Annotated in this window: 30 protein-coding genes; 23 read left to right on the top strand and 7 right to left on the bottom strand. The window is 64.4% G+C overall.

The genetic code is table 11. The features are described from left to right. The 4 genes from AC5ZFO_RS21275 to AC5ZFO_RS21260 all read left to right on the top strand — a co-directional run. The coding region (locus AC5ZFO_RS21275) for a ribonucleotide-diphosphate reductase subunit beta (protein ID WP_496122491.1) at positions 1-543 on the top strand (543 nt) is incomplete at its 5' end. A 75-nt stretch (positions 544-618) separates the two neighbouring features. Continuing rightward, the gene (locus tag AC5ZFO_RS21270; RefSeq protein ID WP_282518976.1) at positions 619-1,077 is read left to right on the top strand and encodes a GNAT family N-acetyltransferase; all 459 of its coding nucleotides are present in this window, start codon (positions 619-621) and stop codon (positions 1,075-1,077) included. A 432-nt stretch (positions 1,078-1,509) separates the two neighbouring features. Then, positions 1,510-3,234 (top strand): dihydroxy-acid dehydratase, encoded by a 1,725-nt coding sequence (gene ilvD / locus AC5ZFO_RS21265; protein ID WP_038976266.1) that lies wholly within the window; start codon positions 1,510-1,512, stop codon positions 3,232-3,234. Further along, positions 3,221-4,051: a tetratricopeptide repeat protein gene (locus tag AC5ZFO_RS21260; RefSeq protein WP_282518977.1), complete on the top strand. Its 831-nt coding sequence runs from the start codon at positions 3,221-3,223 to the stop codon at positions 4,049-4,051. The genes ilvD and AC5ZFO_RS21260 overlap by 14 nt, the downstream gene beginning before the upstream one ends. 105 nt (positions 4,052-4,156) lie before the next feature. On the opposite strand, the gene xth is transcribed toward AC5ZFO_RS21260, so the two are convergent. After that, complete coding sequence (gene xth / locus AC5ZFO_RS21255) at positions 4,157-4,954, bottom strand: exodeoxyribonuclease III (RefSeq protein ID WP_282518978.1); 798 nt, start codon at positions 4,952-4,954, stop codon at positions 4,157-4,159. A 133-nt stretch (positions 4,955-5,087) separates the two neighbouring features. Here xth and AC5ZFO_RS21250 point away from each other — a divergent pair, with 133 nt between their 5' ends. Further along, positions 5,088-7,418 (top strand): hybrid sensor histidine kinase/response regulator, encoded by a 2,331-nt coding sequence (locus AC5ZFO_RS21250; RefSeq protein WP_282518979.1) that lies wholly within the window; start codon positions 5,088-5,090, stop codon positions 7,416-7,418. Positions 7,419-7,495: 77 nt separating this feature from the next. Here the strand turns inward: AC5ZFO_RS21250 and AC5ZFO_RS21245 are convergent, their stop codons facing one another. After that, on the bottom strand, positions 7,496-8,398 hold the full coding sequence (locus tag AC5ZFO_RS21245; RefSeq protein ID WP_306664204.1) for a hypothetical protein: 903 nt from the start codon (positions 8,396-8,398) through the stop codon (positions 7,496-7,498). Positions 8,399-8,637: 239 nt separating this feature from the next. On the opposite strand from AC5ZFO_RS21245, the gene AC5ZFO_RS21240 reads away from it, so the two are divergent. Continuing rightward, positions 8,638-9,159 carry a methyltransferase family protein gene (locus AC5ZFO_RS21240; RefSeq protein WP_282518981.1) on the top strand — a complete coding sequence of 174 codons (522 nt, stop codon included), beginning with the start codon at positions 8,638-8,640 and terminating at the stop codon, positions 9,157-9,159. Between the two features lie 252 nt (positions 9,160-9,411). Here the strand turns inward: AC5ZFO_RS21240 and erpA are convergent, their stop codons facing one another. After that, positions 9,412-9,741, bottom strand: a complete 330-nt coding sequence (gene erpA / locus AC5ZFO_RS21235) for an iron-sulfur cluster insertion protein ErpA (RefSeq protein ID WP_014495044.1) — start codon at positions 9,739-9,741, stop codon at positions 9,412-9,414. A gap of 123 nt (positions 9,742-9,864) precedes the next feature. Between erpA and AC5ZFO_RS21230 the strand changes: the two genes are divergently transcribed. From AC5ZFO_RS21230 to AC5ZFO_RS21180, 11 genes are all read left to right on the top strand, one after another. After that, positions 9,865-11,073: a deoxyguanosinetriphosphate triphosphohydrolase gene (locus AC5ZFO_RS21230; RefSeq protein WP_282518982.1), complete on the top strand. Its 1,209-nt coding sequence runs from the start codon at positions 9,865-9,867 to the stop codon at positions 11,071-11,073. A 9-nt stretch (positions 11,074-11,082) separates the two neighbouring features. Further along, positions 11,083-12,873, top strand: a complete 1,791-nt coding sequence (gene argS, locus AC5ZFO_RS21225; protein WP_282518983.1) for an arginine--tRNA ligase — start codon at positions 11,083-11,085, stop codon at positions 12,871-12,873. A 141-nt stretch (positions 12,874-13,014) separates the two neighbouring features. Continuing rightward, complete coding sequence (locus tag AC5ZFO_RS21220) at positions 13,015-14,601, top strand: SPOR domain-containing protein (RefSeq protein WP_282519571.1); 1,587 nt, start codon at positions 13,015-13,017, stop codon at positions 14,599-14,601. A gap of 46 nt (positions 14,602-14,647) precedes the next feature. After that, positions 14,648-15,676: a beta-N-acetylhexosaminidase gene (gene nagZ / locus AC5ZFO_RS21215; protein ID WP_282518984.1), complete on the top strand. Its 1,029-nt coding sequence runs from the start codon at positions 14,648-14,650 to the stop codon at positions 15,674-15,676. Beyond that, positions 15,673-16,512 (top strand): segregation and condensation protein A, encoded by an 840-nt coding sequence (locus AC5ZFO_RS21210; RefSeq protein ID WP_028152462.1) that lies wholly within the window; start codon positions 15,673-15,675, stop codon positions 16,510-16,512. Before nagZ ends, AC5ZFO_RS21210 begins: the two co-directional genes overlap by 4 nt. Positions 16,513-16,533: 21 nt before the next feature. Continuing rightward, a complete protein-coding gene (gene scpB, locus AC5ZFO_RS21205) occupies positions 16,534-17,283 on the top strand; it encodes an SMC-Scp complex subunit ScpB (RefSeq protein WP_063983111.1) in 750 nt (249 codons plus the stop codon). A 169-nt stretch (positions 17,284-17,452) separates the two neighbouring features. Next, on the top strand, positions 17,453-17,689 hold the full coding sequence (locus tag AC5ZFO_RS21200) for a twin-arginine translocase TatA/TatE family subunit (protein WP_282518985.1): 237 nt from the start codon (positions 17,453-17,455) through the stop codon (positions 17,687-17,689). 86 nt (positions 17,690-17,775) lie between these two features. Continuing rightward, on the top strand, positions 17,776-18,342 hold the full coding sequence (tatB, locus tag AC5ZFO_RS21195) for a Sec-independent protein translocase protein TatB (RefSeq protein ID WP_282518986.1): 567 nt from the start codon (positions 17,776-17,778) through the stop codon (positions 18,340-18,342). Beyond that, positions 18,339-19,151 (top strand): twin-arginine translocase subunit TatC, encoded by an 813-nt coding sequence (gene tatC / locus AC5ZFO_RS21190; protein WP_014495053.1) that lies wholly within the window; start codon positions 18,339-18,341, stop codon positions 19,149-19,151. Before tatB ends, tatC begins: the two co-directional genes overlap by 4 nt. A gap of 196 nt (positions 19,152-19,347) precedes the next feature. Beyond that, on the top strand, positions 19,348-20,679 hold the full coding sequence (gene serS, locus AC5ZFO_RS21185) for a serine--tRNA ligase (protein ID WP_282518987.1): 1,332 nt from the start codon (positions 19,348-19,350) through the stop codon (positions 20,677-20,679). Positions 20,680-20,876: 197 nt separating this feature from the next. Next, entirely contained in the window at positions 20,877-21,239 is a 363-nt protein-coding gene (locus AC5ZFO_RS21180) for a hypothetical protein (protein WP_496122490.1), read from the top strand. 228 nt (positions 21,240-21,467) lie between these two features. On the opposite strand, the gene AC5ZFO_RS21175 is transcribed toward AC5ZFO_RS21180, so the two are convergent. Genes AC5ZFO_RS21175 through AC5ZFO_RS21165 form a run of 3 tightly spaced genes read right to left on the bottom strand, consistent with a single transcriptional unit; the run spans position 21,468 to position 22,458 of the window. Then, complete coding sequence (locus tag AC5ZFO_RS21175; protein WP_496122489.1) at positions 21,468-21,740, bottom strand: helix-turn-helix transcriptional regulator; 273 nt, start codon at positions 21,738-21,740, stop codon at positions 21,468-21,470. Further along, positions 21,733-22,035, bottom strand: a complete 303-nt coding sequence (locus AC5ZFO_RS21170; RefSeq protein ID WP_496122488.1) for a hypothetical protein — start codon at positions 22,033-22,035, stop codon at positions 21,733-21,735. The genes AC5ZFO_RS21175 and AC5ZFO_RS21170 overlap by 8 nt, the downstream gene beginning before the upstream one ends. Positions 22,036-22,083: 48 nt before the next feature. Further along, entirely contained in the window at positions 22,084-22,458 is a 375-nt protein-coding gene (locus AC5ZFO_RS21165; RefSeq protein WP_496122487.1) for a hypothetical protein, read from the bottom strand. A 239-nt stretch (positions 22,459-22,697) separates the two neighbouring features. Here AC5ZFO_RS21165 and AC5ZFO_RS21160 point away from each other — a divergent pair, with 239 nt between their 5' ends. Further along, the gene (locus AC5ZFO_RS21160; RefSeq protein ID WP_496122486.1) at positions 22,698-22,877 is read left to right on the top strand and encodes a hypothetical protein; all 180 of its coding nucleotides are present in this window, start codon (positions 22,698-22,700) and stop codon (positions 22,875-22,877) included. Here the strand turns inward: AC5ZFO_RS21160 and AC5ZFO_RS21155 are convergent. Beyond that, the gene (locus AC5ZFO_RS21155; RefSeq protein ID WP_496122485.1) at positions 22,874-23,287 is read right to left on the bottom strand and encodes a hypothetical protein; all 414 of its coding nucleotides are present in this window, start codon (positions 23,285-23,287) and stop codon (positions 22,874-22,876) included. The genes AC5ZFO_RS21160 and AC5ZFO_RS21155 overlap by 4 nt on opposite strands. A 191-nt stretch (positions 23,288-23,478) precedes the next feature. Between AC5ZFO_RS21155 and AC5ZFO_RS21150 the strand changes: the two genes are divergently transcribed. Genes AC5ZFO_RS21150 through AC5ZFO_RS21130 form a run of 5 tightly spaced genes read left to right on the top strand, consistent with a single transcriptional unit; the run spans position 23,479 to position 25,345 of the window. Continuing rightward, the gene (locus AC5ZFO_RS21150) at positions 23,479-23,691 is read left to right on the top strand and encodes a hypothetical protein (RefSeq protein ID WP_496122484.1); all 213 of its coding nucleotides are present in this window, start codon (positions 23,479-23,481) and stop codon (positions 23,689-23,691) included. An 11-nt stretch (positions 23,692-23,702) separates the two neighbouring features. Beyond that, positions 23,703-23,888 (top strand): hypothetical protein, encoded by a 186-nt coding sequence (locus AC5ZFO_RS21145; RefSeq protein ID WP_496122483.1) that lies wholly within the window; start codon positions 23,703-23,705, stop codon positions 23,886-23,888. After that, positions 23,888-24,388, top strand: a complete 501-nt coding sequence (locus AC5ZFO_RS21140) for a siphovirus Gp157 family protein (RefSeq protein ID WP_496122482.1) — start codon at positions 23,888-23,890, stop codon at positions 24,386-24,388. The genes AC5ZFO_RS21145 and AC5ZFO_RS21140 overlap by 1 nt, the downstream gene beginning before the upstream one ends. Then, positions 24,388-25,047: an RAD52 family DNA repair protein gene (locus AC5ZFO_RS21135; protein WP_496122481.1), complete on the top strand. Its 660-nt coding sequence runs from the start codon at positions 24,388-24,390 to the stop codon at positions 25,045-25,047. Before AC5ZFO_RS21140 ends, AC5ZFO_RS21135 begins: the two co-directional genes overlap by 1 nt. Next, positions 25,040-25,345, top strand: a complete 306-nt coding sequence (locus AC5ZFO_RS21130) for a hypothetical protein (RefSeq protein WP_496122480.1) — start codon at positions 25,040-25,042, stop codon at positions 25,343-25,345. The genes AC5ZFO_RS21135 and AC5ZFO_RS21130 overlap by 8 nt, the downstream gene beginning before the upstream one ends. Positions 25,346-25,439: the final 94 nt, after the last annotated feature.

The following is a 25,439-nucleotide window of genomic DNA, read 5'->3' as shown; positions in this document are numbered from 1 at the left end:
TCGTTCCAGACGGGGACGCCGGATAGCGACCGCGCCTTCCTGCGCGATCTCGTCGCCTTCTATGTCGTGTTCGAGGGGATGTGGTTCTACACCGGCTTCGCGCAGATACTGTCGCTTGGCCGCCGCAACAAGATGGTCGGCATCGCCGAGCAGTATCAATACATCCTGCGCGACGAGAGCATCCATCTCAACTTCGGCATCGACGTGATCAACCAGATCAAGATCGAGAACCCGCATCTGTGGACGGCGGCGTTCCAGGATGAGGTTCGCGGCATGATCCGCGACGCAGCCGAGCTGGAAGCCGCCTACGGACGCGATACGATGCCGCGCGGCTTCCTCGGCCTGAATGCTGCGCTCTGCGAGCAGTACATGCACTTCATCGCCAACCGGCGCTGTGCGCAGATCGGGCTCGCTCCGGTGTTCGCCGAGGTCGAGAACCCATTCCCGTGGATGTCCGAGGCAATGGACCTGAAGAAGGAGAAGAACTTCTTCGAGACCCGCGTCATCGAATACCAGAATGGTGGTGCGCTGACTTGGGAATAGCGCCGATAATGGCTATGCCGCGGGCGTGTCACCTGCGCTTAAGCGGTGGCACGCGTGCGACAGCAGGGGGATGAGGTGGAGATCAGACGAGACGATCCGACGGCGCCCTATGTCGCCGACCTGTTGGCACATCATCTCGAGGAGCTGCGCAGCGTCATGGCCGAGCGCGCCTTCGCTCTCGATGCCACCGGCCTTTCGGCTGCCACCGTGACCTTCTGGACGGCTTGGCAGGACGATATCCTGCGCGGGTTCGGTGCGCTGAAGGAGCTGGATCATACCCATGGCGAGGTGAAGTCGATGCGTGCCGCGCCGGCTGCGCGGGGCACCGGGGTAGGGCGCGCACTGCTGAGCCATATCGTCGCTGAAGCCCGCAGGCGGGGTTACGTGCACCTCAGCCTGGAGACCGGCACGGCAGCACTGCATGCGCCCGCCATCTCGCTCTACCGCAGCGCCGGTTTCGTCTCCTGCGCGCCGTTCGCCGACTATGAGGCAAGCCCACACAACCAGTTCATGAGGCTCGACCTGACGGATTGAACTGCCTTCGCCTGCGGCGCATTTGCGGGTGGGCTATTGTTACGGTCCGGAGAGGGTGGGGTATCGCCGACAAAGGAGGGCGGCACCGACTCACCTTAGTGCGCTTCGTCATCGAGTCGAAGTCAGGTGCGCCAAGCCTAGGAAGCGATCTTGAGTTGTGGATCGTCATCTTCACGAGGGTATCTCAGTAGTCCCGCGCGTGTCCTTCGAGCCACGATTGTGCCGTCTCTGCAACACTCATCTTGGATTAAACCCTTATCTCCGTCCGTTCGCATCAGCGCCGCTTTTTAGCCACACCCGAACATGAATAAAATCGCTCTAAAGTTTGAAGGGCATCGGCGGTCTTCGAAGGACGGGAAATCCCAAGGTCGATTCAAATCTTGGCTCTGATTTTTCGGGTCTGAAAGGGTTGGCCGGGGAAACTGGTTTGCGATGGACGCGAAGACCGACATCAAGCAGAGGCTGCCGAGCCGTCATGTGACGGAAGGCCCGACGCGCGCGCCGCACCGGTCCTACTTCTACGCCATGGGTCTGACCACCGAGCAGATCCACCAGCCCTTCGTCGGCGTCGCCTCCTGCTGGAACGAGGCCGCCCCCTGCAACATCTCCCTGATGCGCCAGGCTCAGGCGGTGAAGAAGGGCGTGGCATCCGCCGGTGGCACGCCCCGTGAATTCTGCACCATCACCGTCACCGACGGCATCGCCATGGGCCATGACGGCATGCGCTCGTCGCTGCCGTCGCGCGAGTGCATCGCCGATTCCGTCGAGCTGACCGTGCGCGGCCACGCCTATGATGCGCTCGTGGGCCTTGCCGGTTGCGACAAGTCGCTGCCGGGCATGATGATGGCGATGGTCCGTCTCAACGTGCCCTCGATCTTCATCTACGGCGGCTCGATTCTGCCCGGCAATTTCCGCGGCCAGCAGGTCACCGTCCAGGACATGTTCGAGGCGGTCGGCAAGCACTCGGTCGGCGCCATGTCGGACGAGGACCTCGACGAGATCGAGCGCGTAGCGTGCCCCTCGGCGGGCGCCTGCGGCGCGCAGTTCACCGCCAACACCATGGCGACCGTCTCCGAGGCGATCGGGCTGGCGCTGCCGTACTCGGCCGGCGCCCCGGCACCGTATGAAATCCGCGACGCCTTCTGCATGACCGCGGGCGAGAAGGTCATGGACTTGATCGCCTCCAATCTCCGGCCGCGCGACATCGTGACACGGAAGGCGCTGGAGAACGCCGCCGCCGTGGTCGCGGCGTCCGGCGGCTCGACCAATGCTGCACTGCACCTGCCGGCAATCGCGCATGAGTGCGGCATCAAGTTCGACCTGTTCGACGTCGCCGAAATCTTCAAAAAGACACCATATGTCGCGGATTTGAAGCCGGGTGGCCGTTATGTCGCCAAAGACATGTTTGAAGTAGGTGGCATACCGCTTCTGATGAAGACGCTGCTCGACAACGGATTTCTCCACGGCGACTGCATTACGGTCACCGGTCGAACGATCGCCGAAAACCTCAAAAGCGTGAAGTGGAATCCGCACCAGGATGTGGTGCACCCGGCAGACAAGCCGATCACCGTCACAGGTGGTGTGGTCGGTCTGAAGGGCAATCTGGCGCCAGAAGGTGCGATCGTGAAAGTCGCGGGAATGTCTAACCTGAGGTTCACCGGTCCGGCGCGATGCTTCGACCGGGAGGAGGACGCCTTCGAGGCCGTCCAGAACCGCACCTACAGGGAAGGCGAAGTCATCGTGATCCGCTACGAGGGCCCCAAGGGCGGTCCCGGCATGCGGGAAATGCTCCAGACCACCGCGGCGCTGACCGGCCAGGGCATGGGCGGCAAGATCGCGCTCATCACCGACGGCCGCTTCTCCGGCGCCACCCGCGGCTTCTGCATCGGCCATGTCGGGCCGGAAGCCGCCATCGGCGGCCCGATCGGGCTGCTCGAGGATGGCGACATCATCGAGATCGACGCGGTCGCAGGTACCCTTAACGTAAAATTGAGCGACCAGGAGCTCGCCCAGCGCAAGACCAAATGGAGCGCTCGCGCGACTAACCACACGTCGGGTGCGCTCTGGAAGTATGCTCAGCAGGTTGGACCAGCGGTCGGTGGGGCAGTAACCCATCCGGGCGGCGCGCACGAGAAACAGTGCTATGCGGACATCTAGGCGTGCCATAGTTGCGTTTGTGTTGGGGGCCGGAGCGCTGGCCGCGCCGGCGCTCGCCTTTGACGGCTCGGCCAGCAAGGATGCGGCCCTTCCGGTCGTGACCACCTTGCCGGGCGCCGCGGGTGCCGTGCGCAGCAAGGTGGCGGCACCGGCGACCACGCCCCAGGAAACCTCGCTCAGCGCCCTGCAATATGCCGCCGAAGGCGGTCATCCCGGCGCTCAGTTCAAGCTTGGCCGCATGTATGCCAACGGCGACGGCGTCGCCCAGGACGACGTGCGCGCCTTCGAATATTTCAGCCGCATCGCCAATGCGCATGCCGAGGACAGCCCGTCGGCGCCGCAGGCGCAGGTCGTGGCCAACGCCTTCGTCGCGCTCGGCCGCTATTATCTGAGCGGTATCCCGAACTCGAAAATCAAGCCGGATACGGACCGGGCGCGGGAGATGTTCTCCTATGCGGCCTCCTATTTCGGCAACGCGGATGCGCAGTACGATCTCGCCCGGCTGTATCTGAAGACCCCGGACGCCTCGCGCGAGGATTTCCGCTATGGCGCGCGCTGGCTCGGCCTTGCCGCCCAGAAGGGGCAGCACGAGGCGCAGGCGCTGCTCGGCCAGATGTTGTTCAATGGCGACCGCCTGCCGCGGCAGGCCGCGCGCGGCCTGATGTGGCTGACGCTGGCGCGTGACAGCGCCGGTATCGAGGAAACCTGGATCAAGGAAAGCTACAACCGCGCTTTCGCAAAGGCCTCGGATGACGACCGCGCCATGTGCCTGCAAATGCTGGAACAGTGGGTGCAGGGCGTTCAGGGCCGCCGGTAGTAGGTACCCCCGCCGGGTAGGTTAGCCCGCGGCTGCGCAAAGCGCAGTCCGCCGGCTGCGCGAAGCGCAGTCCGCCGGCGCCATCCAGCGCCTCCAGGCATCAGCTCAAGCCGCCTCCAGATCCAGATCCGCCCATACCGGCACGTGGTCCGACGGCTTCTCCCAAGCCCGCACATAGCTGTCGATGCCGACATTGGCGAGCCGGTCGCTGGCCTGCGGCGACAGCAGCAGATGGTCGATCCTCAAGCCATGGTTCTTCTGCCAGGCGCCGGCCTGGTAGTCCCAGAAGGTGTAGAGCCCGGGTTCGTCGGTGACTGCGCGCAGGGCGTCGGTGAGGCCGAGGCCCAGCAGGGACTGAAAGCTCTCCCGCGTCTCGGCCTTGAACAGGGCGTCCTCGGTCCAGGCGGCCGGGTTGTGGACGTCGCGGGCATGCGGGATGACGTTGAAGTCGCCTGCGAGGATCAGCGGCTCCTCGGCCTTGAGGCGCTCCCTCGAATACTCAAGAAGCCGCGACATCCATTTGAGCTTGTAGGGATATTTCTCGGTCCCGACCGGATTGCCGTTGGGCAGATAGAGGCAGGCGATGCGCATCACACCGTGCTTGAGCGTGACCACGCCCTCGAGGAAACGGGCGTGAGCGTCCTCGTCGTCGCCGGCGAGCCCCGACTTGGTCTCGTCGAAGCGGAGCTTCGAGAGCAAAGCGACGCCGTTGAAGGTCTTCTGACCGTGGGTGACCACGTTGTAGCCCAGCGCCTCGATCTCCAGCCGCGGAAAGGCCTCGTCGACGCATTTGATCTCCTGCAGGCAGACGATGTCCGGCTGGCACTCCTTCAGCCAGGTCAACAGCAGGTCGATCCGCTGCCGGACCGAGTTCACGTTCCAGGTAGCAACTCTGATGGGCATTGGTGGGGCTCCGGGCAGGGGCCATGGTTAGAACAAACTGCAAACGCGCCCGTCAAGGACGCCGCAAAATCTCCCACAAAATTAACCCGGCTTAAGCCGGGCTCGGGCCATTGATACCGAAAAGGTTTTTCGAATGGGATGGCCGGACAAATCCATGAAGCAAGCTGAGCCGCGCGACGGCCTGATCGGCGCGTTCCTGTACTGGCTCGGCGGCTTCGAGATCGAGGACGGCCTGACCGCCGATCTCAGCGAGCGCGAGCTGCGCCGGATTCGCGCCAAGCAGATCGACGCGGTGATGCGCGCAATCCCGGTGACGATGGCCGTCACCATGCTCAACGTCGCCATCGTGCTGATCCTGTTCTGGGGCAGGGGCTGGAACGATTTCCTCGCGATCTGGGGCATGACCCTCGCCGTCACCGCCTCGCTTGCCGTGCGCGCGTGGCGGCGGTCGCATCAAAACCCGCCGCAGGAAGCGTCATCGCGCGCCGCGCGGCAGATGCTGCGGCAGGCGTTCTTCCTCGCGGCGATCTGGGGCACGCTGCCGCTCGCACTGTTCAGCCGGGTCGAGCCGACCAGTCAGCTCATCCTGGCCTGCCTGATGGTCGGCATGATGTCCGGCGGCGCCTTCACGCTGTCGACCTTCCCGCGCGCGGGCCTCGTCTATCTCGCGACCGTGACGATGGCCTGTGCCGGCGCGCTGTTCCTGTGCGGCACCGGGCCATATCTGCTGACCGCGGTGTTCCTGCTGCTGTTCGCGTTCTTCATGGCGCGCAACATCGTCTCGCAGGGCAATCTGTTCCTCGGCAATCTCAAGGCCCGGCTCGAGCTTGAACGTCAGACCGAGATCATCTCGCTGCTGCTGAAGGACTTTCAGGAGAACGCCAGCGACTGGTTGTGGCAGACCGACGCCGAGGGGCATCTCATCGACGTGCCCCAACGCTTCGCCGACGTGGCACAGCTTCCGCTTCCGCTGCTGAAGGGCTCGCATTTCATCGACGTGCTCGACATGCTCTGTCCCGACGACAAGAGCGCAGCCTACAACGTCGTCGGCCTGATGGAGCAGAGCGAGCCGCTGCACGAGATGAACCTCAAGGTCGTCGCCGGCGGCGAGGCGCGGCTGTGGTCGCTCACCGCGAAGCCGGCCTACGACCGCGACGGCCAGTTCCTCGGCTATCGCGGCTTCGGCCGCGACGTCACCGAGCGCTGGCGCGCGGAAAAGGCGGAGGCCGAGAGCCGCGCCAAATCCAACTTCCTCGCGGTGATGAGCCACGAGATCCGCACGCCCATGAACGGCGTGCTCGGGCTTGCCAGCATGCTGCTGGAAACCAAGCTCGATCCGGAGCAGCACGAGGCCGTCACCTCGATCCGCGAGTCCGGCGACAATCTGCAGCGCATCCTCAACGATATCCTCGATCTGTCAAAGCTCGAGGCCGGACGCTTCGCGTTCGAGGCGATCGACTTTGCGCCGCAGGCGCTGGTCGAGACGGTTGCGACCGTCGTGCGCGCAGGCGCCAAGAGCAAGGGGCTCGCCGTCAAGGTCGAGTTCGATCCGAACCTGCCGCCGACGCTGCGCGGTGATGTCGCGCGGATCCGGCAAGTGCTGCTCAACCTCGCCTCCAACGCGGTAAAGTTCACCGACGAAGGCGAGGTGACGATCAAGGCCACCTGCCAGGCGCGCCGCGATCTGCTTGCGACCGTGGAATGGACCGTGACCGACAGCGGCATCGGCATCGCGCCGGAGAAGCTCGGGGAGCTGTTCTCCGACTTCGCGCAGGCCGACGCCTCGATCAGCCGCCGCTTCGGCGGCACCGGGCTTGGGCTTGCGATCTCACGGCGCATCATCGAGCAGATGGGCGGCACCATCGGCGTCACCTCGACGCCAGGCGAGGGCTCGACCTTCCGCTTCACGCTGGTGCTGCCCTGGAGCCAGGCGCAGGCCTCCGACCAGGCGGCGGGCAGCGATGAAGCCGACGAGCTCAAGGCGCGGATTGCGGGGCTCGACCGGCCGCTGAAGGTGCTGGTTGCCGAGGACGATGCCGTCAACCGCATGGTCGTGACCAAGATGTTGGGGGCGTTCGACGTCGAGCTGCGCGTCGTCACCGACGGCGTCCAGGCGGTCGAGGCTGCCTCGGAGAGCGATTACGATGTCGTGCTGATGGATGTGCGCATGCCGGACATGGACGGCCTTGCCGCGACCCGTGCGATCCGCGCACAGGGCGGGCGCTTCGAAGCCTTGCCGATCGTCGCGCTGACCGCCAACGCCTTCCCCGAGGACGTCACGATTTGCCGCGAGGCCGGCATGTCGGATTTTTTGGCAAAGCCGCTGCGTAAGCCCGCGCTCGCCGCCGCCTTGCTGCGCGCGCTCGACGGCCACGCCATGTCGGAGGACGTGCCGCTGCAACCGGAGCTGACGCCGATTGAGGTCGCGTGGACGGACGAGGAAAGGCAGATGACCGGCGCGTAAGCGCTCAGATCGAGAAGCTGGTCCCGCAGCCGCAGGATGGCTACGAGCGCGTACGCCGGCAATGTAACGCTGCGCCGTTACAGTTTTCCATAGACGCGCCCGGCGACCGCCCTCAGGCGCTCGACCGAGCCGGACTCGGGATGCGGCTTGACCGGCGCAAACAGGATCGAAGCCTGCCGGCCGCTCTTCCAGACATAGATGTTGACGGCGTTGCCGTTGCCCTTGGTGCAGGAATGCTCGCCGAACGCTTCACTGCCGAGCTCGGGTATCGTCACGTGTTTGCACGGGCCGGGGCGTTTCATCATGCCGATGACCGTGTCGCGCGAGATCGCGATCACCGCGACGGTCATGGTGTTGGCCTCGCGATCGAACATCATGCAGCTACCCGCGCCGGTCCGCTGGACCGTCAGCGTGCCCTTGTCGAGAAAGCCGTCGGCATCGGCGGCAGTGAGCCACTCGCAATTGCCGAACCGTTCGCTGCTCTTGCTCACGTTGGCGATGGCAACGCGCGCGGCTTCGGCGATCGGCCCGAGCAGCGCGCCATCGGCGCGCCGGCCGATCGGATAGACGCTGATCTGCAGAATGTAATCGCCGGACAAGGCGACGACCGAGGCCTCCTGGCGCTCTGCGCCGGCGACGCTCGTTCCGACCCGTCCTTCGTCGCCGATGTCAGCGACTGCGTTAAGCGGCAAGCGCTCGCCAAGCGTCTTGACGAAGGTCACGTACAATTCCCTGGCGCGGTCCTTGTCGGGATTGCGGAATACGGTCAACATCATCGTGTCGCCGCGTCCGCCCTGATAGATGCAGCCGCGGCCGTCCTGATTTGAAATCAGTGACCATTTGAGCGCCGGCATCGCGCCGGCGAGCTCCTGGGCGCTGATGAATCGGCAGGTTTCGGCAGCGCTCACGGAAAACACCGGGACGGCTGCCATTGCAAGGAATAGAGCGAGGCAAGAGAACAGACGATCAATAATACGCATTGGATAATTTAATACCGCTGTTGGCACGCCACGGCAGATGAAGATGGGCACTACTTGCTTCGTCGTGGCGGTATGATGCAACGTTCAATTTTGCTCGGCTGCTGCCCAGGGCGGACGTGAGCCGCCGATGCTGCTATGATGATCAACCGGATTTTGGATGGGGCCACCGCCTACTTCCGCTGAACGCGCTGACCGGACATGGCTGCATTAACATTGCGACAGGACGGGAAGGAGGTGCCGTGCGGAAAACGATCGCGGTATTGGGCTCTGCCCTCTTCTTTGCGGTTGCGCCTAGCTCGGTGGCGGGGCTCGTTCCCTGGTGGATTACGCGTTGGGAGTTTCGGCCGCCCTTCTTCGATCTCGACGCGACACGCGCCATCGGGATCCTGTTGATCGTTGCCGGTCTACCCGGGCTTGTCGACTCGTTTGCACGCTTTGCGCTGCAAGGATTGGGCACGCCGGCGCCGATCGCACCGACGCAGAACCTCGTGGTGACGGGTCTCTATCGCTATGTGCGCAATCCTATTTACGTTGCCCTTGTCGCCGTCATTTTGGGCCAAGCGGTCTTGTTCGGCGACCAGCGCCTTCTTGGGTACGGTGTGTTGGTGTGGCTTGCCTTCCACGCGTTTGTCGTGGGGTACGAGGAGCCGGCGCTCGTTCGTAGCTTCGGAACGGAGTACGAGGATTTCCGGGCCAATGTCCCGCGCTGGATTCCGCGGCTCACGCCCTGGCGAGCCGCACGACGCCGGAATCATTCGTGACGCGGGCGCCACCGCGGGAAGGGCGTAGGAGCGTGCCCGTCGTAAAATGGCGCGAGAATGATTGGACTGCGGCAGGGGCCGCTTCGGCGTCAGACTGTATCGGACCCGCCGAGCCCCCTTGGGGACCTCGCGATGATCACAAGTTACCCCCTGATTTGCCCGACGCGTCAAACGGTTTTCGTAAAGTCCGAAATGCATCGTGCCGACTCCCGGCTACTGTGCATGGGGTTGTTTTTCAGATTTTAAGTCGGGCTAGATCGAGAAGCTGGTCCCGCAGCCGCAGGACGCCGTCGCGTTGGGATTGTTGACGCGGAACGAGGCGCCGATCAGATCATCGACGAAATCGACCTGCGAGCCCGCCAGGAACGGCTGAGAGGCGGAATCGACCAGCACGACCGCATTCTCCTGCTCGATCACGAGATCGTCGTCGGTGCGGTCGCGGTCGATGTCGAACTTGTACTGGAAGCCCGAGCAGCCGCCGCCCTCGACGGAGATGCGCAGCATCGCGCCAGAACCTTCGCCCTTGAGGATCTCCCCAATCCGGCGTGCGGCGCGGTCACTGATGGTCACGTCAGTCGTCATAGCTCGTCTCCGATAGTCCCGCGGTCATACCAAGTTCACTTGCCCAATTCATTTGGTATCCCGGGTCCGGCATAGTTAAGTGCAAGCATACGCAGAATCAAATGGATAGGGACTAAATTCGTCGTGTCCGTCGGAATGGCAGCCCCTCATGCGCCCTATGCCTGCGACCCCGACCGCAGCCGCGGCCGGCTGGTCGCGGAGCCGCCGAGCCGGACCCGCAGCCCGTTCCGGCGGGATTGCGACCGGGTGATCCACTCCACCGCGTTCCGCCGCCTGAAGTACAAGACCCAGGTCTTCGTGTTCCACGAGGGCGACCACTACCGCACCCGGCTGACCCATTCGCTGGAGGTGGCGCAGATCGCTCGCGCCCTGGCCCGGCAGCTCGGACTGGACGAGGACCTCACGGAAACGTTGGCGCTGGCTCATGATCTCGGCCATCCGCCGTTCGGGCACGCCGGCGAGCGGGCGCTGGATGCCTGCCTGAAGGATTTCGGCGGCTTCGACCACAACGCCCAGACCTTGCGCGTCGTCGCTTCGCTCGAGCATCGCTACCCGGAGTTCGACGGTCTCAACCTGACCTGGGAGTCGCTGGAGGGCATCGTCAAGCACAATGGCCCGCTGACGGATCGCAGCGGCGCGCCGGTCGGGCCCTATCGTGAGCATGGCATTCCGGTCGGCATCGCCGACTACATCAAGACCTACGATCTCGAATTGTGGAGCTTCGCCTCGCTGGAGGCACAGGTCGCCGCGATCGCCGACGACATCGCCTATGACGCCCACGACATCGATGACGGTCTGCGCGCCGGCCTGTTCCATCTCGATGATCTCAAGGTGATGCCGCTGACGGCGGAGATCATCGCCGAGACCTCAGCGCATTATCCAGATCTCGAAGACGTCAGGCGGGGCGCCGAGCTGGTGCGCGAGCTGATCTCGCACCTCATCGGTGCAGTGTTTGCGGAGGCGCAGAAGAACCTCGCCTCCGTGAGACCGCAATCGGCCCAGGATGTGCGCCAGCAGAGCCGGGCGCTGGTCACGTTCCCGGCCGCGGTTGCCGAGGAGGAGGCCGCCATCAAGCGGTTTCTCTATCAGCACATGTACCGCCACAAGCGGGTGATGCGGGTGATGGGGGAGGCGGAACAGATCCTGTTCGACCTGTTCGCAAAATACCTGACATCGCCCGGTGAGCTGCCACCGGAATGGCTGCTGGGGGCGGAGGCGGACAATGAGGGCGACCGGGCCCGCCGGATCGGCAATTTCATTGCCGGAATGACCGACCGTTTCGCCCTGACCGAGCACCAGCGGCTCTTTGACTCGACCCCGGATTTGCGTTAGGCGGCGGCCATGCCCGACACATCCTCAGCACTGCACCTGTTCGCCGACGTGCTCGCACGCGTGCACGCCGCCTGCCGCGCGCTCGCAGCGGACGCCAACTGGCCCGAGGGTATCGATTTCTCGCGCGTGGTGGTCGAGCCGCCGCGCGATGCCTCCCATGGCGACATGGCGACCAACGCCGCCATGGTGCTTGCGAAAGAGGCAAAGGCAAAGCCCCGCGACCTCGCCGAGCAGATCGCCGAGCGGCTCCGAGCCGACGCGCTGATTGCCAAGGTCGACGTCGCCGGTCCCGGCTTCATCAATCTGACGCTGAAGCCGGCCGCCTGGGCCGAGGCGCTGCGGACGGTGCTGCGCGAGGGGGCTGACTACGGCCGCGTCCGCGGTGGCACCAAGGTCAATGTCGAATACGTCTCGGCGAACCCGACCGGACCGATGCATGTTGGCCATTGCCGCGGCGCCGTGTTCGGCGACGCGCTGGCAAGCCTGCTCCAGTTCGGTGGCCACGACGTCACCCGCGAATATTACATCAACGATGCTGGCGCCCAGGTCGACGTGCTCGCGCGTTCCGCCTTCCTGCGGTATCGCGAGGCGCTTGGCGAGGATATCGGCGCGATTCCCGAGGGATTTTATCCCGGCGACTATCTGAAGCCGGTCGGGCAGGCGCTTGCGAAGGAGCACGGCGACAAACTGCGCGCGATGAGTGAAGCCGAGTGGTTGCCGATCGCGCGTGCCAAGGCGATCGCGATGATGATGGACGAGATCAGGGACGATCTTGCTGCCCTCAACATCCGCCACGACGTGTTCTTCTCAGAGCGCTCGCTGATCGAGAGCGGCAACAATAAGGTTGCCGAGACCATCGATTTCCTGCGCGCCAAGGGTGATATCTACGAGGGCCGCCTGCCTCCGCCGAAAGGCGCGCCGGTCGAGGACTGGGAAGACCGCGAGCAACTGCTGTTCAAGGCGACGGCTTACGGCGACGACGTCGATCGTCCGCTGATCAAGTCGGACAATTCCTACACCTACTTCGCCTCCGACATTGCCTATCACAAGAACAAGTTCGACCGCGGCTTTGCCGAGATGATCGACGTGTGGGGCGCCGACCATGGCGGCTACATCAAGCGCATGCAGGCGGCGGTGAAGGCAACCACCTCCGGTAAGGGGGCGCTCGACGTCAAGATCGTCCAGCTCGTCAAGCTTCTGCGCAATGGCGAGCCGGTGAAAATGGGTAAGCGAGCCGGTAACTTCGTCACCCTTCGTGAGGTGGTGGACGAAGTCGGCCAGGACGCTGTTCGCTTCATGATGCTCTACCGCAAGAACGACGCGGTGCTGGATTTCGACCTCGCCAAGGTTATCGAGCAGTCGCGCGACAACCCGGTGTTCTACGTCCAGTACGGCCATGCCCGCGGCCACTCGATCTTCCGCAACGCCCGGGCCGAGGTGTTCCCGGAACTGCCGGAGGATACCGGCAAGCGCATCGCGTGGCTCGGCGAGTCGGCCGTGGAACGACTGTCGGACCCGGTCGAGCTCGAGCTGCTCAAGCGCCTCGCAATTTTTCCTCGCATGCTGGAGGCCGCCGCAGCAGCCCATGAGCCGCACCGAATTGCCTTCTATCTCTATGACTTAGCGAGCGAATTTCACGCACTTTGGACGAAGGGGCGCGATTTGCCCTATTTACGCTTCATTATCAATAATGATGCAGATCTTACAAAGGCGCGACTGGCCATGGTCCAGGGCGTCGTCTCTGTCCTGGCATCGGGCCTCGCCATCCTCGGCGTCCATGCTCCGGACGAGATGCGGTAGTTTGGGGCGAACTACTTAAGGGGAATTTTGGGGGGAACCGGCAGAAGCCGGACCGCTTAGACTTGGTTGAATGCCTTGTGGGTCGAAAGCCGCGCCTTGGTCGAGGGGCGCGCGGCTTTCCCGAAGGGACGCATCATCACGATGGCCGAACGATATCAGGACAGAACGTTTCCTTCCGATGGCTATGGTCGCGCTAGCGATCAGCATGGGAAGGCGGACAACGATCCCTTGGCCGAACTCGCCCGCCTGATCGGACAGACCGATCCATTCGCTGCGCAGGGGCGACCGAGCACGCAGCCGCCGGCACCGCCAGCCCAGAGCTATCAGGACCACGACTATCCGCAGGACTATGCCGAGCAGGCTCCGCCGGCGGTTCCGCCCGGACCGCCCTCATGGATGCGGCGCGCCAACGTGCAGCCGCAGCCGGCGCCCGAGCCCGACTATCCCGTTTCCGTGAACCCGGTTCATCCATTGCACCGCTATTCAGCCCAGCCGACCGCGCCCGAGCCTGATTTCCATCAGCCGCAGGCCTATCAGGACCACGCTTACCAGGATCAGGCCCATCAAGCGCAGGCCCATCAGGATCAGGCCCATCAGGGCCGCGCTCAGCAGCAGCATGATCAGGCCTACCAGGAGCAAGCCTATCAGGAGCCGCATCAGCCACCCGATCCGGCGCGCTACGACGACGCGCTCTATGGACGGCTGGAGGGTGGCGAGCAGGATTATCAGCGCGATCCCGCCTATCCGGACGATCCTTACGCGTTCCAGAGCGACTATCCCGAGGCCGATCTCGACGAGCCGAAGAAGCCGCGCGGCGGCATGATGACGGTCGCGGCGATCCTCGCGCTTGCCGTGGTCGGCACTGGCGCGGCCTTCGCCTACAAGACCTATGTCGGTTCGCCCCGCAGCGGCGAGCCGCCGATCATCAAGGCTGACAACACGCCGACCAAGATCGTGCCGGCGCCGACCGACTCCTCGGCCAAGGTGCCGGATCGCATGGCGAGCGGCGACGGCTCCGAGAAGATCGTGCCGCGCGAAGAGGCGCCTGTCGACGTCGCTGCCAAGGCGGGCGGCCCGCGCGTGGTCTTCCCGCCGCTGAATCAGAACGCGAACCCGCCGTCGGTGGCGAGCGTCGCGCCTTCCACGATCCCGCCGCCAAGCGCGGGTCCAATCCCGAGCAACGGCACGCTGCCGGCCAACACGCCGCGCTCGATCAGGACTGTGGCCGTGAGGGGCGATCAGACCGATAGCACCACGCCGCAATCCGCAGCCGCCAAGCCGACGGCAGCCGCGCCGAAGCCCGTTGCCGTGCCCGCCGCGCCGCCTGCGCCGCGCAATCCGCCGTCTTCGGCCAATGCCAGTGCCAACCAGCCGCTCTCGCTTGCACCGCAATCGACGCCGGTTGCGGAGGTGCCGCAGCGGATGGCTGCGACCAACCCGACGCAACTCACGCCCGCCACCAATGGTGGTGGCGGCTACGTCGTGCAGGTCTCCTCGCAGCAGAGCGAGGACAGCGCGGCCGCGTCCTACCGGGTGCTTCAGAGCAAATATGGCAGCGTGCTTGGATCGCGCTCGCCGGTGATCAAGCGGGTCGATCTGACCGACAAGGGCAAGGGGGTCGTCTATCGCGCCTTCGCCGGACCCTATGGTTCGGCCGAGGAAGCGACGCAGGCTTGCAACAGCCTGAAGTCCGCTGGCCTGTCCGCCTGCTTCGTCCAGAGGAATTAACGGCCGTTTCCTTGACCCCCTCGCGGGGCAGGGTTAATCGGCCGTTATGAGCACGCGGGCCTTCATTACCGGTGTATCCGGAACGGAACTAACCGCCGCCGAGCGGGAGTTTATCCGTGCCGAACGCCCATGGGGCTTCATCCTCTTCAAGCGCAATGTCGCGACGCCGGCTCAAGTCGCTGCGCTGGTTGCGGAATTGCGGTCGGTTGCGGACGCGGCTGACGCGCCTGTCCTGATTGACCAGGAGGGGGGCCGGGTGCAGCGGCTGGGCCCGCCGCACTGGCCGGTCTATCCGCCGGGCGCGATTTTCTCGACCTTGTACGACGCTGATTCGGTCCTTGGATTGGCGGCTGCGCGCCTCAGCGCCCGGCTGATTGCGTCGGATCTCACCGATCTCGGCATTACCGTGGATTGCCTGCCGCTGGCTGACGTGCCGGTGCCGGGGGCCGATGGCGTCATTGGGAACAGGGCTTACGGCACTGAGCCGGGCAAGGTCGCCGCGATCGCGCGCGCGGTCACCGAGGGCCTGGAGCAGGGCGGCGTGCTGCCCGTTCTCAAGCACATTCCCGGTCATGGACGCGCCACCGCCGACACCCATTTCAAGCTGCCGACGGTCGATGCCCCGAGGGACGAACTCGACCGGACCGACTTTGCGGCGTTCAAGCCGTTGGCCGACCTGCCGATGGCCATGACTGCACATGTTGTGTTTAGCGCGGTCGACCCCGCCCATCCGGCGACGACTTCTGCGACAATGATCACTCAGGTGATTCGCGGCGTGATCGGGTTCCAGGGTTTGTTAATGAGTGATGACGTGTCGATGAACGCGCTGTCGGGGAATATCGCCGAACGGACCCGCGCCATCTTCGCGGCCGGCTGCGACATGGCCCTGCATTGCAACGGCAACATCGAGGAGATGCGCGAGGTCGCCGGCCAGACACCTGAGCTGTCCGGCACGGCGCTGGCGCGGGCGAAGGCCGCACTTGCGTCGCGCAAGGCACCGCAGCGGTTCGACCGGGCGGCCGCACGCGCCGAACTGGACGCATTGATCGCACGGGCAAACACGGCATCCGCATGACCGCAGAAATCCTATCGTTTGAAACCGGGCGGCCTGCAGAGCTCGCCGAGGGTGAGCCGGCGCTGGTCGTGGACGTCGAGGGCTATGAGGGCCCGCTCGACCTGCTGCTCGCGCTGGCGCGGCAGCAGAAGGTCGATCTCGCCAAGATCTCGATCCTGGCGTTGGCCGACCAGTACCTCCACTTCATCGAAGCCGCGCGAAAGATCCGGCTTGAGCTTGCCGCCGATTACCTCGTGATGGCGGCTTGGCTCGCCTTCCTGAAGTCGCGCCTATTGCTGCCGGAGCCGCCGAGTGCGGAAGGCCCGAGCGCCGAAGAGATGGCGACCGCACTCGCCAACCGCCTGCGCCGGCTGGAAGCCATTCGCGAAGCCGCCAACCGGCTGATGAACCGGCAGCAATTGCTGCGCGACATCTTCCCGCGCGGCGAGCCCGAGCAGATCGCCGAGATCAAGCACCCGAAATACACCGCGACGCTGTACGACCTGCTCACTGCCTATGCCGCGCAGCGCCAGTCGCGCGTGCTGGCGAGCGTGCATCTGGCCAAGCGCACGGTGTGGTCGCTCGCCGAGGCGCGCGCCACGCTGGAGCGGCTGGTCGGCAGCATCAGCGAACAGGACGACTGGGGCGTTCTCGACGACTTCCTGGTCCGCCACGTCGCCGATCCGACGCAGCGCGCGACGGTGTTCGCTTCGAGCTTTGCCGCCGCGCTCGAGCTGGTGCGCGAAGGTCAGCTCGAGCTGAACCAGAAAGAGGCGTTCGCGCCGATCTATTTCCGGAAGGGGCGCCCGAAACCGGTCGTGGACGCAGCTCCTGCGCCTGATGCGCCGGTCGGTTAAGTGCAAGAAGGAGAAGCTGCCATGGCAAGCCTGGCTGAAGTGCGGGTAGAAGAGGCCGAGCCGATGGAGAACGAGTCCCAGGCACGTCCTGAAGAGCTGCGGCTGCTGGAAGCGCTGCTGTTTGCTTCGAATGAACCGCTGGACACCGCGACGCTGGCCAAGCGCATGCCTGATGGCGTTGACGTCAAGGCCGCGCTCGAACAGCTCCAGGCAGACTATGCCTTGCGCGGCGTCAATCTCGTGCGTGTCGCCAACAAATGGACCTTCCGCACCGCCGGCGATCTCGCCTGGCTGATGACGCGGGAGAGCACCGAGACCCGCCGCCTGTCGCGTGCCGCGATCGAGGTACTGGCGATCATTGCCTATCACCAGCCGGTGACGCGCGCCGAGATCGAAGAGATCCGCGGCGTCGTCACCTCGAAAGGCACGCTCGACGTGCTGCTGGAAACCGGCTGGATCAAGCCGCGCGGTCGTCGCAAGACGCCCGGCCGCCCCTTGACCTTCGGAACCACCGAGGACTTCCTGTCGCAGTTCACCCTGGAACAGCTTGGCGATCTGCCGGGCCTGGAAGAGCTGAAGGGCACGGGCCTGCTGGATTCGCGCCTGCCGACTGGATTCAGCGTGCCGACCCCGTCGGATGACCCGCAGCTGCGCGAGGACGAGGATCCGCTGGAACCGGGCGAGGACCTGGATCTGGCGCTGGCGCCTGCGGTCGAGCCCGAGACGCCGGAAGGCGGCAATGAGGGCGGCGAGGGTGGCAGCGAGGACTGACGTCCCGGCCGTTAAGAGAGGCCCCCTGCGACCAGTTAACACTGGCAAGATTACGTAGCGCCAACAGCGAATTGGCGCTGCCTTGGTCCTTGTTTTTGAGGCCTGCCGCGCCTAGGTTTCGGGGAAGATCGGCCGGGTCCCCGGCCAAGTGTGTTTGGAGGGTTGCAGGATGGGTTCGCTTAGCATTTGGCACTGGATCCTGGTGATCGCAGTCGTCCTGCTGCTGTTCGGCCGCGGCAAGATTTCGGATCTGATGGGCGACGTGGCGCAGGGCATCAAGGCCTTCAAGAAGGGCATGCAGGACGACGACAAGGTCGCCGACAAGCCTGAGCCGGCCAAGTCGATAGAGCACAACACCGCGCCGCCGACCGCGGCCCGGTCCGACGTCGGCAGCAAGGCCGTCTGAGCAGGCGTACGCGAGACGCGGGTGACGGCGCCGATCCTAAGCGCGAAGGATTGGGCCGGTCGCGGCTGGCGTGAACGGAAGACCTCATGTTCGACATCGGGTGGAGTGAACTGGTCCTGATCGGGGTCGTGGCCCTGGTCGCCATCGGCCCGAAAGAGCTGCCGGGCGTGCTGCGCATGGTCGGGCAGTGGATGGGCAAGGCCCGCAAGATGGCTGCCGAATTCCAGGGCCAATTCCAGGAAGCGATGCGCGAGGCCGAAATGGCCGACCTCAAGAAGAGCTTCGACGAGGTCAAGGAAGCCGCTTCCGGCTTTGCCGGCAACAACCTGATGACCTCGCTCCAGAAGGATGTCAGCGACGCGCTCCGCGTCGATGCGCTGGACAAGCCGGCCGAAACCTCCACGACCTCGGCCGTCGAAACGCCGGCGACTTCAAGCGAAACGCCGGCGATTGCAAGTGAAGCGCTGGCGATTTCAAGCGAAACGCCGGCGACACCGACCACGCCGGAGGCGCCGACGCCCGAGACCTTCGTGGAGGCCGAGGCGCATGCGGCCGTGAACGAGCCGCTCGCGATCACCCGCGAGGTCGAGCAGGCTCAGGTCATGCAAGACACTGCGCCATCCGAGGCGATCAAGGACGTCAAAGCGTCATGAGCGACGCCGATATCGAGGCCAGCAAAGCCCCTCTGATGGACCACCTGATCGAGCTGCGGTCGCGGCTGATCAAGGCGCTGCTTGGCTTCGGCGTGGCCTTCATCTTCTGCTTCTTCTTCGCCAAGCAGATCTACAACGTGCTGGTCTGGCCGTTCGTGTGGGTCGCGGGTCCCGAGAATTCGAAGTTCATCTACACGGCGCTGCTGGAATATTTCATCACCCAGCTCAAGCTCGCGTTGTTCGGCGCCGGCTTCATCTCGTTCCCGATCGTCGCGACGCAGATCTACAAGTTCGTCGCGCCCGGGCTCTACAAGCACGAGAAGCAGGCCTTCCTGCCGTATCTGGTCGCGACCCCGTTCTTCTTCGTGCTGGGCGCGGCGCTGGTCTATTTTGTGGTGCTGCCGATGCTGGTCCGCTTCTCGCTCGGCATGCAGCAGGCCGGCAGTGACGAGACCGCGCAGATCCAGCTGCTGCCCAAGGTCGGCGAATATCTGTCGTTGATGATGTCGCTGATCTTCGCCTTCGGCATCGCCTTCCAGCTTCCGGTGATCCTGACGCTGCTTGGCCGCATTGGAATCGTCACCTCGAAAATGCTGCGCGAGAAGCGCCGCTACTTCATCGTCATCGCCTTCGTCATCGCAGCCGTGCTGACCCCGCCGGACGTGCTCAGCCAGTGCTCGCTGGCGATTCCGTTGCTGGCGCTCTACGAGGGTTCGATCATCGCGGTCGGGATGGTGGAGAAGAAGGCGGCGGCGTCGCAGGCCGCAACCGGGACCGACGTGTCGACGCCGCCCAATCCGGCGGAGTAGGGCTAGGGTTCGCTGTCATTCCCCGCGAAGGCGGGGAATCCAGTACGCCGTGGCCTATCGAGGAATCACCGCAGTCTCTGGAATACTGGATCGCCGGCTTTCGCGGGCGATGACAGCTGTGCTAGGGGGAGCCAGCCATTTGCAATCTTGCAAACCTTCAATTTGCAAGCTTGCAACAAGCCCCAGGACCACGGCCATGCACGACATCAAATCGATCCGCGACAATCCGCAAGCCTTCGACACCGGCCTTGCCCGCCGGGGCCTGAAGCCGTTGTCGGGCTCGCTGCTCGCGATCGACGAGAAGCGGCGGGCGGCAATCCTGGCCTCGGAGCAGGCGCAGGCGCGGCGCAATGCGGCCTCCAAGGAGATCGGCGACGCCAAGAAGGCCAAGGATGACGCGCGCGCCGCCAAGCTCATGGCGGAGGTCGCCGAGCTCAAGACCACGATGCCGCAGCTCGAAGCCGTTGCGAAAGCCGCCGACGAGGAGCTCGCCACGGCGCTGTCGGCGATCCCCAATCTGCCGCTCGGCGAAGTGCCCGACGGCGTCGACGAGCACGGCAATGTGCAACGCCATGTCTTCGGCAACCGGCGCAACTACGCGTTTGCGCCCAAGCCCCATGATGATCTCGGCGGCGCGCTCGGTGACATGGATTTCGAGACGGCGGCAAAGCTCTCCGGCGCGCGCTTCGTCGTGCTGAAGAAGGGGCTGGCGCGGCTCGAACGCGCGCTCGGCCAGTTCATGCTGAATCTGCACATCGACGAGCACGGCTATACCGAGATCAATCCGCCACTGCTGGTCCGCAACGAGATCATGTTCGGTACGGGACAATTGCCGAAATTCGAGGACGACCAGTTCTGGGCGATCAAGGGCGAATTGCTCGCCGCACCCGATCTGGAGCGGCTGCGGACCGAGCGTCTCGGCATCATTCCGACAGCGGAGGTGGCGCTCACCAACCTCGTTCGAGAATCCATCCTCGATGAGAAGCAGCTGCCGATGCGGTTGACTGCGCTGACGCCGTGTTTTCGCGCGGAGGCGGGCGCCGCAGGACGTGATACCCGAGGCATGATCCGCCAGCACCAGTTCACCAAGGTGGAGCTGGTGTCGATCACGACGCCGGAGACCAGCAAGGACGAGCATGAGCGGATGCTGGCATGTGCCGAGGAAGTGCTGCGCCGGCTCGATCTGCATTACCGTGTGATGACGCTTTGCACCGGAGACATGGGCTTTTCGTCGCAAAAGACCTATGACATCGAGGTCTGGATGCCCGGGCAGGGCGAGGGCGGCGCGTTCCGCGAGATCTCGAGTTGCTCGGTCTGCGGTGACTTCCAGGCCCGCCGCATGGACGCCCGCTCGCGCGGTCCGGACGGCAAGCCACGATTCGTGCACACGCTGAACGGCTCCGGCACCGCGCTCGGCCGCGCACTGATCGCCGTGATGGAGACTTATCAACAGGAGGACGGCTCGATCGCAGTCCCCGACGTGCTCCAGCCCTATATGGGCGGGCTGAAGGTGGTCGCGCGCGAGTAGCGCGTTTTCGAGCGAAGTCGATACCGGTTCGCGTCAAGAAAACACCTCAAACAAGATAAAAATCTGGACTCACGTTCCGATTCTATCGGAACGGGAGTTCAGGGCGTGCTGCCCGGCTGTCACGCAGAAACGTTTGGTTGCGAAGATCGGGCGGCTGGTTATTCTGCCGGCCACCCGACAACACGAACTCACTGTTCATGGCCTTGCACCGCGACATCTTCTGGGTCGGCAGACAATGGGCGGTGACAGGTGCCGGTATCCAGGCTGTCGATCAGCGTCTGCGTGGTGTGCTCGACATCGCGATCGCGCGGCTCTGGGATGACGATCTCGTGTGCAGCCGGCGGGCCAAGCCCGGCGTGAATGCTGCGGATTTCGACAAGGCGCTGACCGTGGCGCGCGAACGCTTTCAGCAGACGCCGGAGCCGGACCCGATCCTCGCGCAAATGAAGGCGCTCGGGGTGATCGAGGCCCCGGTCGTGAGCCTGGTGGTGCCGGCGATGAAGCTGCGTGCGGAAGGCAGGCTCGCGCGCTTCCTGCCGCAATGGCGGATCCGCAGGTAGCAGGACCAGGCCGGGAACCCGCCGCCGGCCCCAGTCGGCCGGTTTGCCTGATCGGCCCCGGCCGGATAAGACGGTTCAGACCCGCTTCAGGAATCGACCCCCGGCATGCGCATTCTCTGCACCAATGAAGTCAAGCACACTAAGCAACTGTAAAAGCTACGGAAAAAAATAGCCCGATTGCTCGGGCTAACGTCGGGCTAATCCGACAGGGACAGACATAGAAAAAAGCTAGACCGCCCTCAGCTTCGGCTTCCTCTTCTTCATGGCCGCGCTGCGCGCGCACATTGCCTGCGCCAGCGCTGAGACGGGGTCTTGCAGATCGCGCTGCCAAGCAATGACCTCGTCGCAGAACCAGAGCTTGCGATGAGGGGTCACCGCCAGTCCCTTCGGAAACAGCCCGTCCCGCTCCAGCCGGAACAGCGTCGTGCGGCTAACCGGGATCATGGCGAGCACCTGCTCAGCGGTGAGCATCTCGCGCACGTTGTCCTGCACGTCAGTCATTGTTGTTGTCGCCCTTCTTCTGTTTGCGCAGCGCGCGCATGTCGCCGATGCGGACCATGTCGTCGAGGCGCTCGGCCTCGTCGGCGATGGTGAGCATCCAGCGGTGCGCCCAAGCTTGCGTGTAGGTGCAATGGCGGCAGCGCCAGCCATGGTGAGTGGCGATGAGGGCGCGGTCGCTGTCGCGCCTGCCGTGATGATTCGGGCAGGTGAATGGGTGGAACAGGCGCAGCGCCTGGAAGCGGTTGAGCGCCTCGACCTGGGCGTCGGTCCACGGGGCCTCGGTGCGCTCAGCCATACTTGATGACCGCCCGGCCGCGCTTGGCGACAGGCGGGCCGCCGCTGTTCATGGCCGCACCACGCGCTGGGCGATGCCGCCGATGACCGTGGCGAGCTGCTTGGCCTGCTCGTTGACCTCCATGCAGACTGTCACCTGCTGGTTCAGCGTGTCCTTGGCGGCGGCGCCGCTGATCAGCAGCTGCCGCTCCAGCGTGTCGAGCTGGGTGCGCAGCTCGGCTATCTGCAGGCAGACGGTCTGCACGACATTGTCGACGACCGAGGAAATCGCGTCGCGCTGCGGTGCGCCGTAGGCGGGCGGCGCGACGGGCGTGGCCGAAGGGTCGGCCGGTTTCAGCTGGGCCGCGGCATCAATCCGGTCGCGGACCGCGGCAAGGGGGTCGCGCTGGCCGTCGGTCGGTTGGGCAAGTCGCGCATCATGCATGGGCTGGCTCTCATCCTTGGAGGAAAGGATGAGGAGCCTAGGAGTACATAGTACGTTCGACAAGGAGTTATTGCGCTACTATCGAATCATTGCAGGCAAAACTATTAGGCCAGGTCAACCGGAGAAAAGATTCTGCGTGACAGTTCCCCACGACGGCCTACACTTGCGTCCGCTCTGGGGGATCGTTCGAGAAATCGGGCAAGTGGCGCTGCCCAGCGTAGCGGGGAAGTGGAATGCTCATGTTTGATCCCGACTACAAGCGGATCGAATTGGCGACTTACATTGTCTGCATGTTGCCGAAGGACGTGACCGAGGCCGCAGCAGTGCTCTCACGGGCGAGCCAGTTGGCTCCGACCATCCTGACGAGCCAGGAAGCCCAGTTGAACGAGATGAAAAAGCTGGACAGGCAGGCGGGTTAGGAGCGCTTGCGCCCGCGGCTCTTGGCTTTCGGAGCCGCGGTGGCTCGCTTGGGAAGAGGCTTTGCCGGTACTTTCTGCAAGATGTGCTGGCGGGTCTTCTCCTGCTGCCGCTCTAGCGCTTCGATGGCTCTGATCTGTTCGAGATAGTGGGTCGACAGATTGCCGACCTTGCCGAACCAGAGCCACTCGATGCTCATGCCGTCCAATTGCTTCATGATCATCATGGCGACGTGACGGGGGACCGGGTAGCCCTGTTCGTAATTGTTCCAGCGCTTGGGATCAACGCCGAGGCGCGCCGCAAAATCCTGTTGATTTTCCCCGCTGACAATCTGCCTGAGCATCCGCAGCCGCTTTTTGTAGGCTGCAGTGTCGAAGCCGAAATCGTCCAGCCCCTCTAGCTTTCTGACCAAGACGCTATTCCCGCAATTGATGACCGGAATTTAAAACCTCTGCACGAGCCGCATTGGGCGCGCCTTCAGCAGGTTGTAGCTTGTGCGCAAAAAAATCAAGCCCCGAACGCAGTGGCCACTTGCGAGCCGCAATTTGTTCGCTAACCTATGCCTACATATTACTCCTAACGGCACCTTTGTAGGTTCACGCCATGAAGTATCTGACCACGGCGCGCGAGGTCGTCGAACACCTCGGCGGCCTGGAGCGCGTCTGCGAGCTGACGCAGGCCAAGAACAAGACCGCCTATAACTGGCCGACCCGCGCCAAGTCGTTCCCGGCCTCGACCTATGTCGTGATGCAGCGCGCGCTGCGCCGTCGCAAGGCGAGCGCGCCCGCGCATCTGTGGAACCAGCGCGGCATCTAGGGGAGGGTGGCATGGCTGACAACGTCATTAAGCTCACGCCGATCAACCTCAGCCAGCGCCTGTTGCGTGTGGCGATGGATGCCAAGTTTCTCGCGGAGAACATGACCGCGCAGGAGGCCGCCTCCTTCCGCATGGCCATCGAGGACGCGCGCGACAACCTCTCCCGCCTCAGCGACCGTGCAGAAGGAAAGCACTGATGAAGCCGCATGAAGTCGACGCGCTGCGCCTGGAGATCGAGAAGCTGGCCCGCGACTATCCCGAGATCGCCGAGGACGAGGTGCTGCGCGCGGACATGCTTGACGCCGAGACCTCGCTCTCGGACGTGCTCACCGCGCTGATCCGCCTGGGCGAGGATGCGCACACACTGCGCGACGCCACCAAGACGCAGCAGGAGAATCTGAAGGCGCGGGCTGACCGGTTCGGCCGCCGCCTGGAGTTCACGCGCTCGCTGATGCTGTCGATCCTCAATGCCGCTGCCTTGCGCAAGGTCGAGCTGCCGGAGGCGACCGTCTATTTGCGCAACAATCCGCAACAGCTGATTGGCGAGCCGGATGCCGACGCGCTGCCGGACGAATTCGTGAAGATCAAGCGCACGGCGGATCGCGCGGCGATCAAGGCGGCACTGCAGGCCGGGCGCGAATTGCCCGGCCTGCAGCTCTCCAACGCGCCGCCCTCGATCATGGTGATGGTGAAGTGATGTTCGACCAGGAGACCAAGGCCGCGCTCGACGCGCCGCTCAACCGCGCCCAGGTCAAGGAGCGCAAGCAGGGCGGACGGACCTATTCCTATGTCGAGGGCTGGCACGTCATTGCGGAGGCCAATCGCATCTTTGGCTTCGACGGCTGGACCCGCGAGACCATCGACATCAGGTGCGTGGCGGAAGCCGCGCGCGAGATCGGCGAGAACAAGGTGCCGGGCTATGGTGTGACCTACAACGCCAGGGTCCGCATCACCATCGGCCGGATCGTGCGCGAGGGCTGCGGCTCCGGCCACGGCATCGACCGCGACCTGGGCCTCGCGCATGAGAGCGCGCTGAAGGAGGCCGAGACCGACGCGATGAAGCGCGCCTTCATGACCTTCGGCAACGTGTTCGGCCTCGCGCTGTACGACAAGACGCAGAGCAACGTCGTCGACGAGTCCGAGCTGCGGCGGCAGGCCGAGGCGACCGCGAAGCGGACCTCGTTCCTCCAGCACTACCAGTCGTCCATCGACGACTACACCGACAAGACCAAGCTGCTGACATGGTGGAACAGCGACGCGCAGAAGGCGGCGCGGCGCAACTACGACCTCAGCAACGAGGAGGTCGAGATGTTGAAGGCGCGGGTGCGCCACAAAGCGGAGGCGCTCGATGTCTGAGTTCGATCTGGAGAAGTCGCGCGAGTTGCGCGATGCGGGCATGGCGCTCGTAATCGATCACAACGAGACGTTCAAGGAGCAGTTCGCGCGCTTCATCGACAATCTGCCGTCTGGCTGGACCTGGCAGTGCGAGGACATCCGCAAGGACTGGACGGGCATCCCGCCACACCGCAATGCCTGGGGCGCGTGCTGGAACGCCGCCAAGAAGCGCGGCCAGCTCGTCGAGCTGCCCAGCAGAGCGCCGATGACCGCAAGCAAGTCGCACGGACGGCGCACCCACCTGCACCGGAAAGTGTGATGAGTAAAGAGCTGAAGGGTGCGCTGTTCTTCTCGGATCAGCCGGCGCACGTCACCGGCTATCTGGTGATCGCGGGCATTGAATACGAGATCGC

This window comes from Bradyrhizobium sp. Unk1, from assembly GCF_059512345.1.
The sequence above is the reverse complement of the archived record's forward strand: the minus strand, read 5'-3'. Positions and strand labels throughout refer to the sequence as shown.

Excerpts from the sequence above, each read along its gene's own strand:
- ilvD (WP_038976266.1), top strand. The coding sequence starts at position 1,510 with ATGGACGCGAAGACCGACATCAAGCAGAGGCTGCCGAGCCGTCATGTG.
- AC5ZFO_RS21260 (WP_282518977.1), top strand. The coding sequence starts at position 3,221 with ATGCGGACATCTAGGCGTGCCATAGTTGCGTTTGTGTTGGGGGCCGGA.
- xth (WP_282518978.1), bottom strand. The coding sequence starts at position 4,954 with ATGCCCATCAGAGTTGCTACCTGGAACGTGAACTCGGTCCGGCAGCGG.
- AC5ZFO_RS21250 (WP_282518979.1), top strand. The coding sequence starts at position 5,088 with ATGGGATGGCCGGACAAATCCATGAAGCAAGCTGAGCCGCGCGACGGC.
- AC5ZFO_RS21245 (WP_306664204.1), bottom strand. The coding sequence starts at position 8,398 with ATGCGTATTATTGATCGTCTGTTCTCTTGCCTCGCTCTATTCCTTGCA.
- erpA (WP_014495044.1), bottom strand. The coding sequence starts at position 9,741 with ATGACGACTGACGTGACCATCAGTGACCGCGCCGCACGCCGGATTGGG.
- argS (WP_282518983.1), top strand. The coding sequence starts at position 11,083 with ATGCCCGACACATCCTCAGCACTGCACCTGTTCGCCGACGTGCTCGCA.
- AC5ZFO_RS21220 (WP_282519571.1), top strand. The coding sequence starts at position 13,015 with ATGGCCGAACGATATCAGGACAGAACGTTTCCTTCCGATGGCTATGGT.
- nagZ (WP_282518984.1), top strand. The coding sequence starts at position 14,648 with ATGAGCACGCGGGCCTTCATTACCGGTGTATCCGGAACGGAACTAACC.
- AC5ZFO_RS21210 (WP_028152462.1), top strand. The coding sequence starts at position 15,673 with ATGACCGCAGAAATCCTATCGTTTGAAACCGGGCGGCCTGCAGAGCTC.
- scpB (WP_063983111.1), top strand. The coding sequence starts at position 16,534 with ATGGCAAGCCTGGCTGAAGTGCGGGTAGAAGAGGCCGAGCCGATGGAG.
- AC5ZFO_RS21200 (WP_282518985.1), top strand. The coding sequence starts at position 17,453 with ATGGGTTCGCTTAGCATTTGGCACTGGATCCTGGTGATCGCAGTCGTC.
- tatB (WP_282518986.1), top strand. The coding sequence starts at position 17,776 with ATGTTCGACATCGGGTGGAGTGAACTGGTCCTGATCGGGGTCGTGGCC.
- tatC (WP_014495053.1), top strand. The coding sequence starts at position 18,339 with ATGAGCGACGCCGATATCGAGGCCAGCAAAGCCCCTCTGATGGACCAC.
- serS (WP_282518987.1), top strand. The coding sequence starts at position 19,348 with ATGCACGACATCAAATCGATCCGCGACAATCCGCAAGCCTTCGACACC.
- AC5ZFO_RS21180 (WP_496122490.1), top strand. The coding sequence starts at position 20,877 with ATGGCCTTGCACCGCGACATCTTCTGGGTCGGCAGACAATGGGCGGTG.
- AC5ZFO_RS21175 (WP_496122489.1), bottom strand. The coding sequence starts at position 21,740 with ATGACTGACGTGCAGGACAACGTGCGCGAGATGCTCACCGCTGAGCAG.
- AC5ZFO_RS21170 (WP_496122488.1), bottom strand. The coding sequence starts at position 22,035 with ATGGCTGAGCGCACCGAGGCCCCGTGGACCGACGCCCAGGTCGAGGCG.
- AC5ZFO_RS21165 (WP_496122487.1), bottom strand. The coding sequence starts at position 22,458 with ATGCATGATGCGCGACTTGCCCAACCGACCGACGGCCAGCGCGACCCC.
- AC5ZFO_RS21160 (WP_496122486.1), top strand. The coding sequence starts at position 22,698 with ATGTTTGATCCCGACTACAAGCGGATCGAATTGGCGACTTACATTGTC.
- AC5ZFO_RS21150 (WP_496122484.1), top strand. The coding sequence starts at position 23,479 with ATGAAGTATCTGACCACGGCGCGCGAGGTCGTCGAACACCTCGGCGGC.
- AC5ZFO_RS21145 (WP_496122483.1), top strand. The coding sequence starts at position 23,703 with ATGGCTGACAACGTCATTAAGCTCACGCCGATCAACCTCAGCCAGCGC.
- AC5ZFO_RS21140 (WP_496122482.1), top strand. The coding sequence starts at position 23,888 with ATGAAGCCGCATGAAGTCGACGCGCTGCGCCTGGAGATCGAGAAGCTG.
- AC5ZFO_RS21135 (WP_496122481.1), top strand. The coding sequence starts at position 24,388 with ATGTTCGACCAGGAGACCAAGGCCGCGCTCGACGCGCCGCTCAACCGC.
- AC5ZFO_RS21130 (WP_496122480.1), top strand. The coding sequence starts at position 25,040 with ATGTCTGAGTTCGATCTGGAGAAGTCGCGCGAGTTGCGCGATGCGGGC.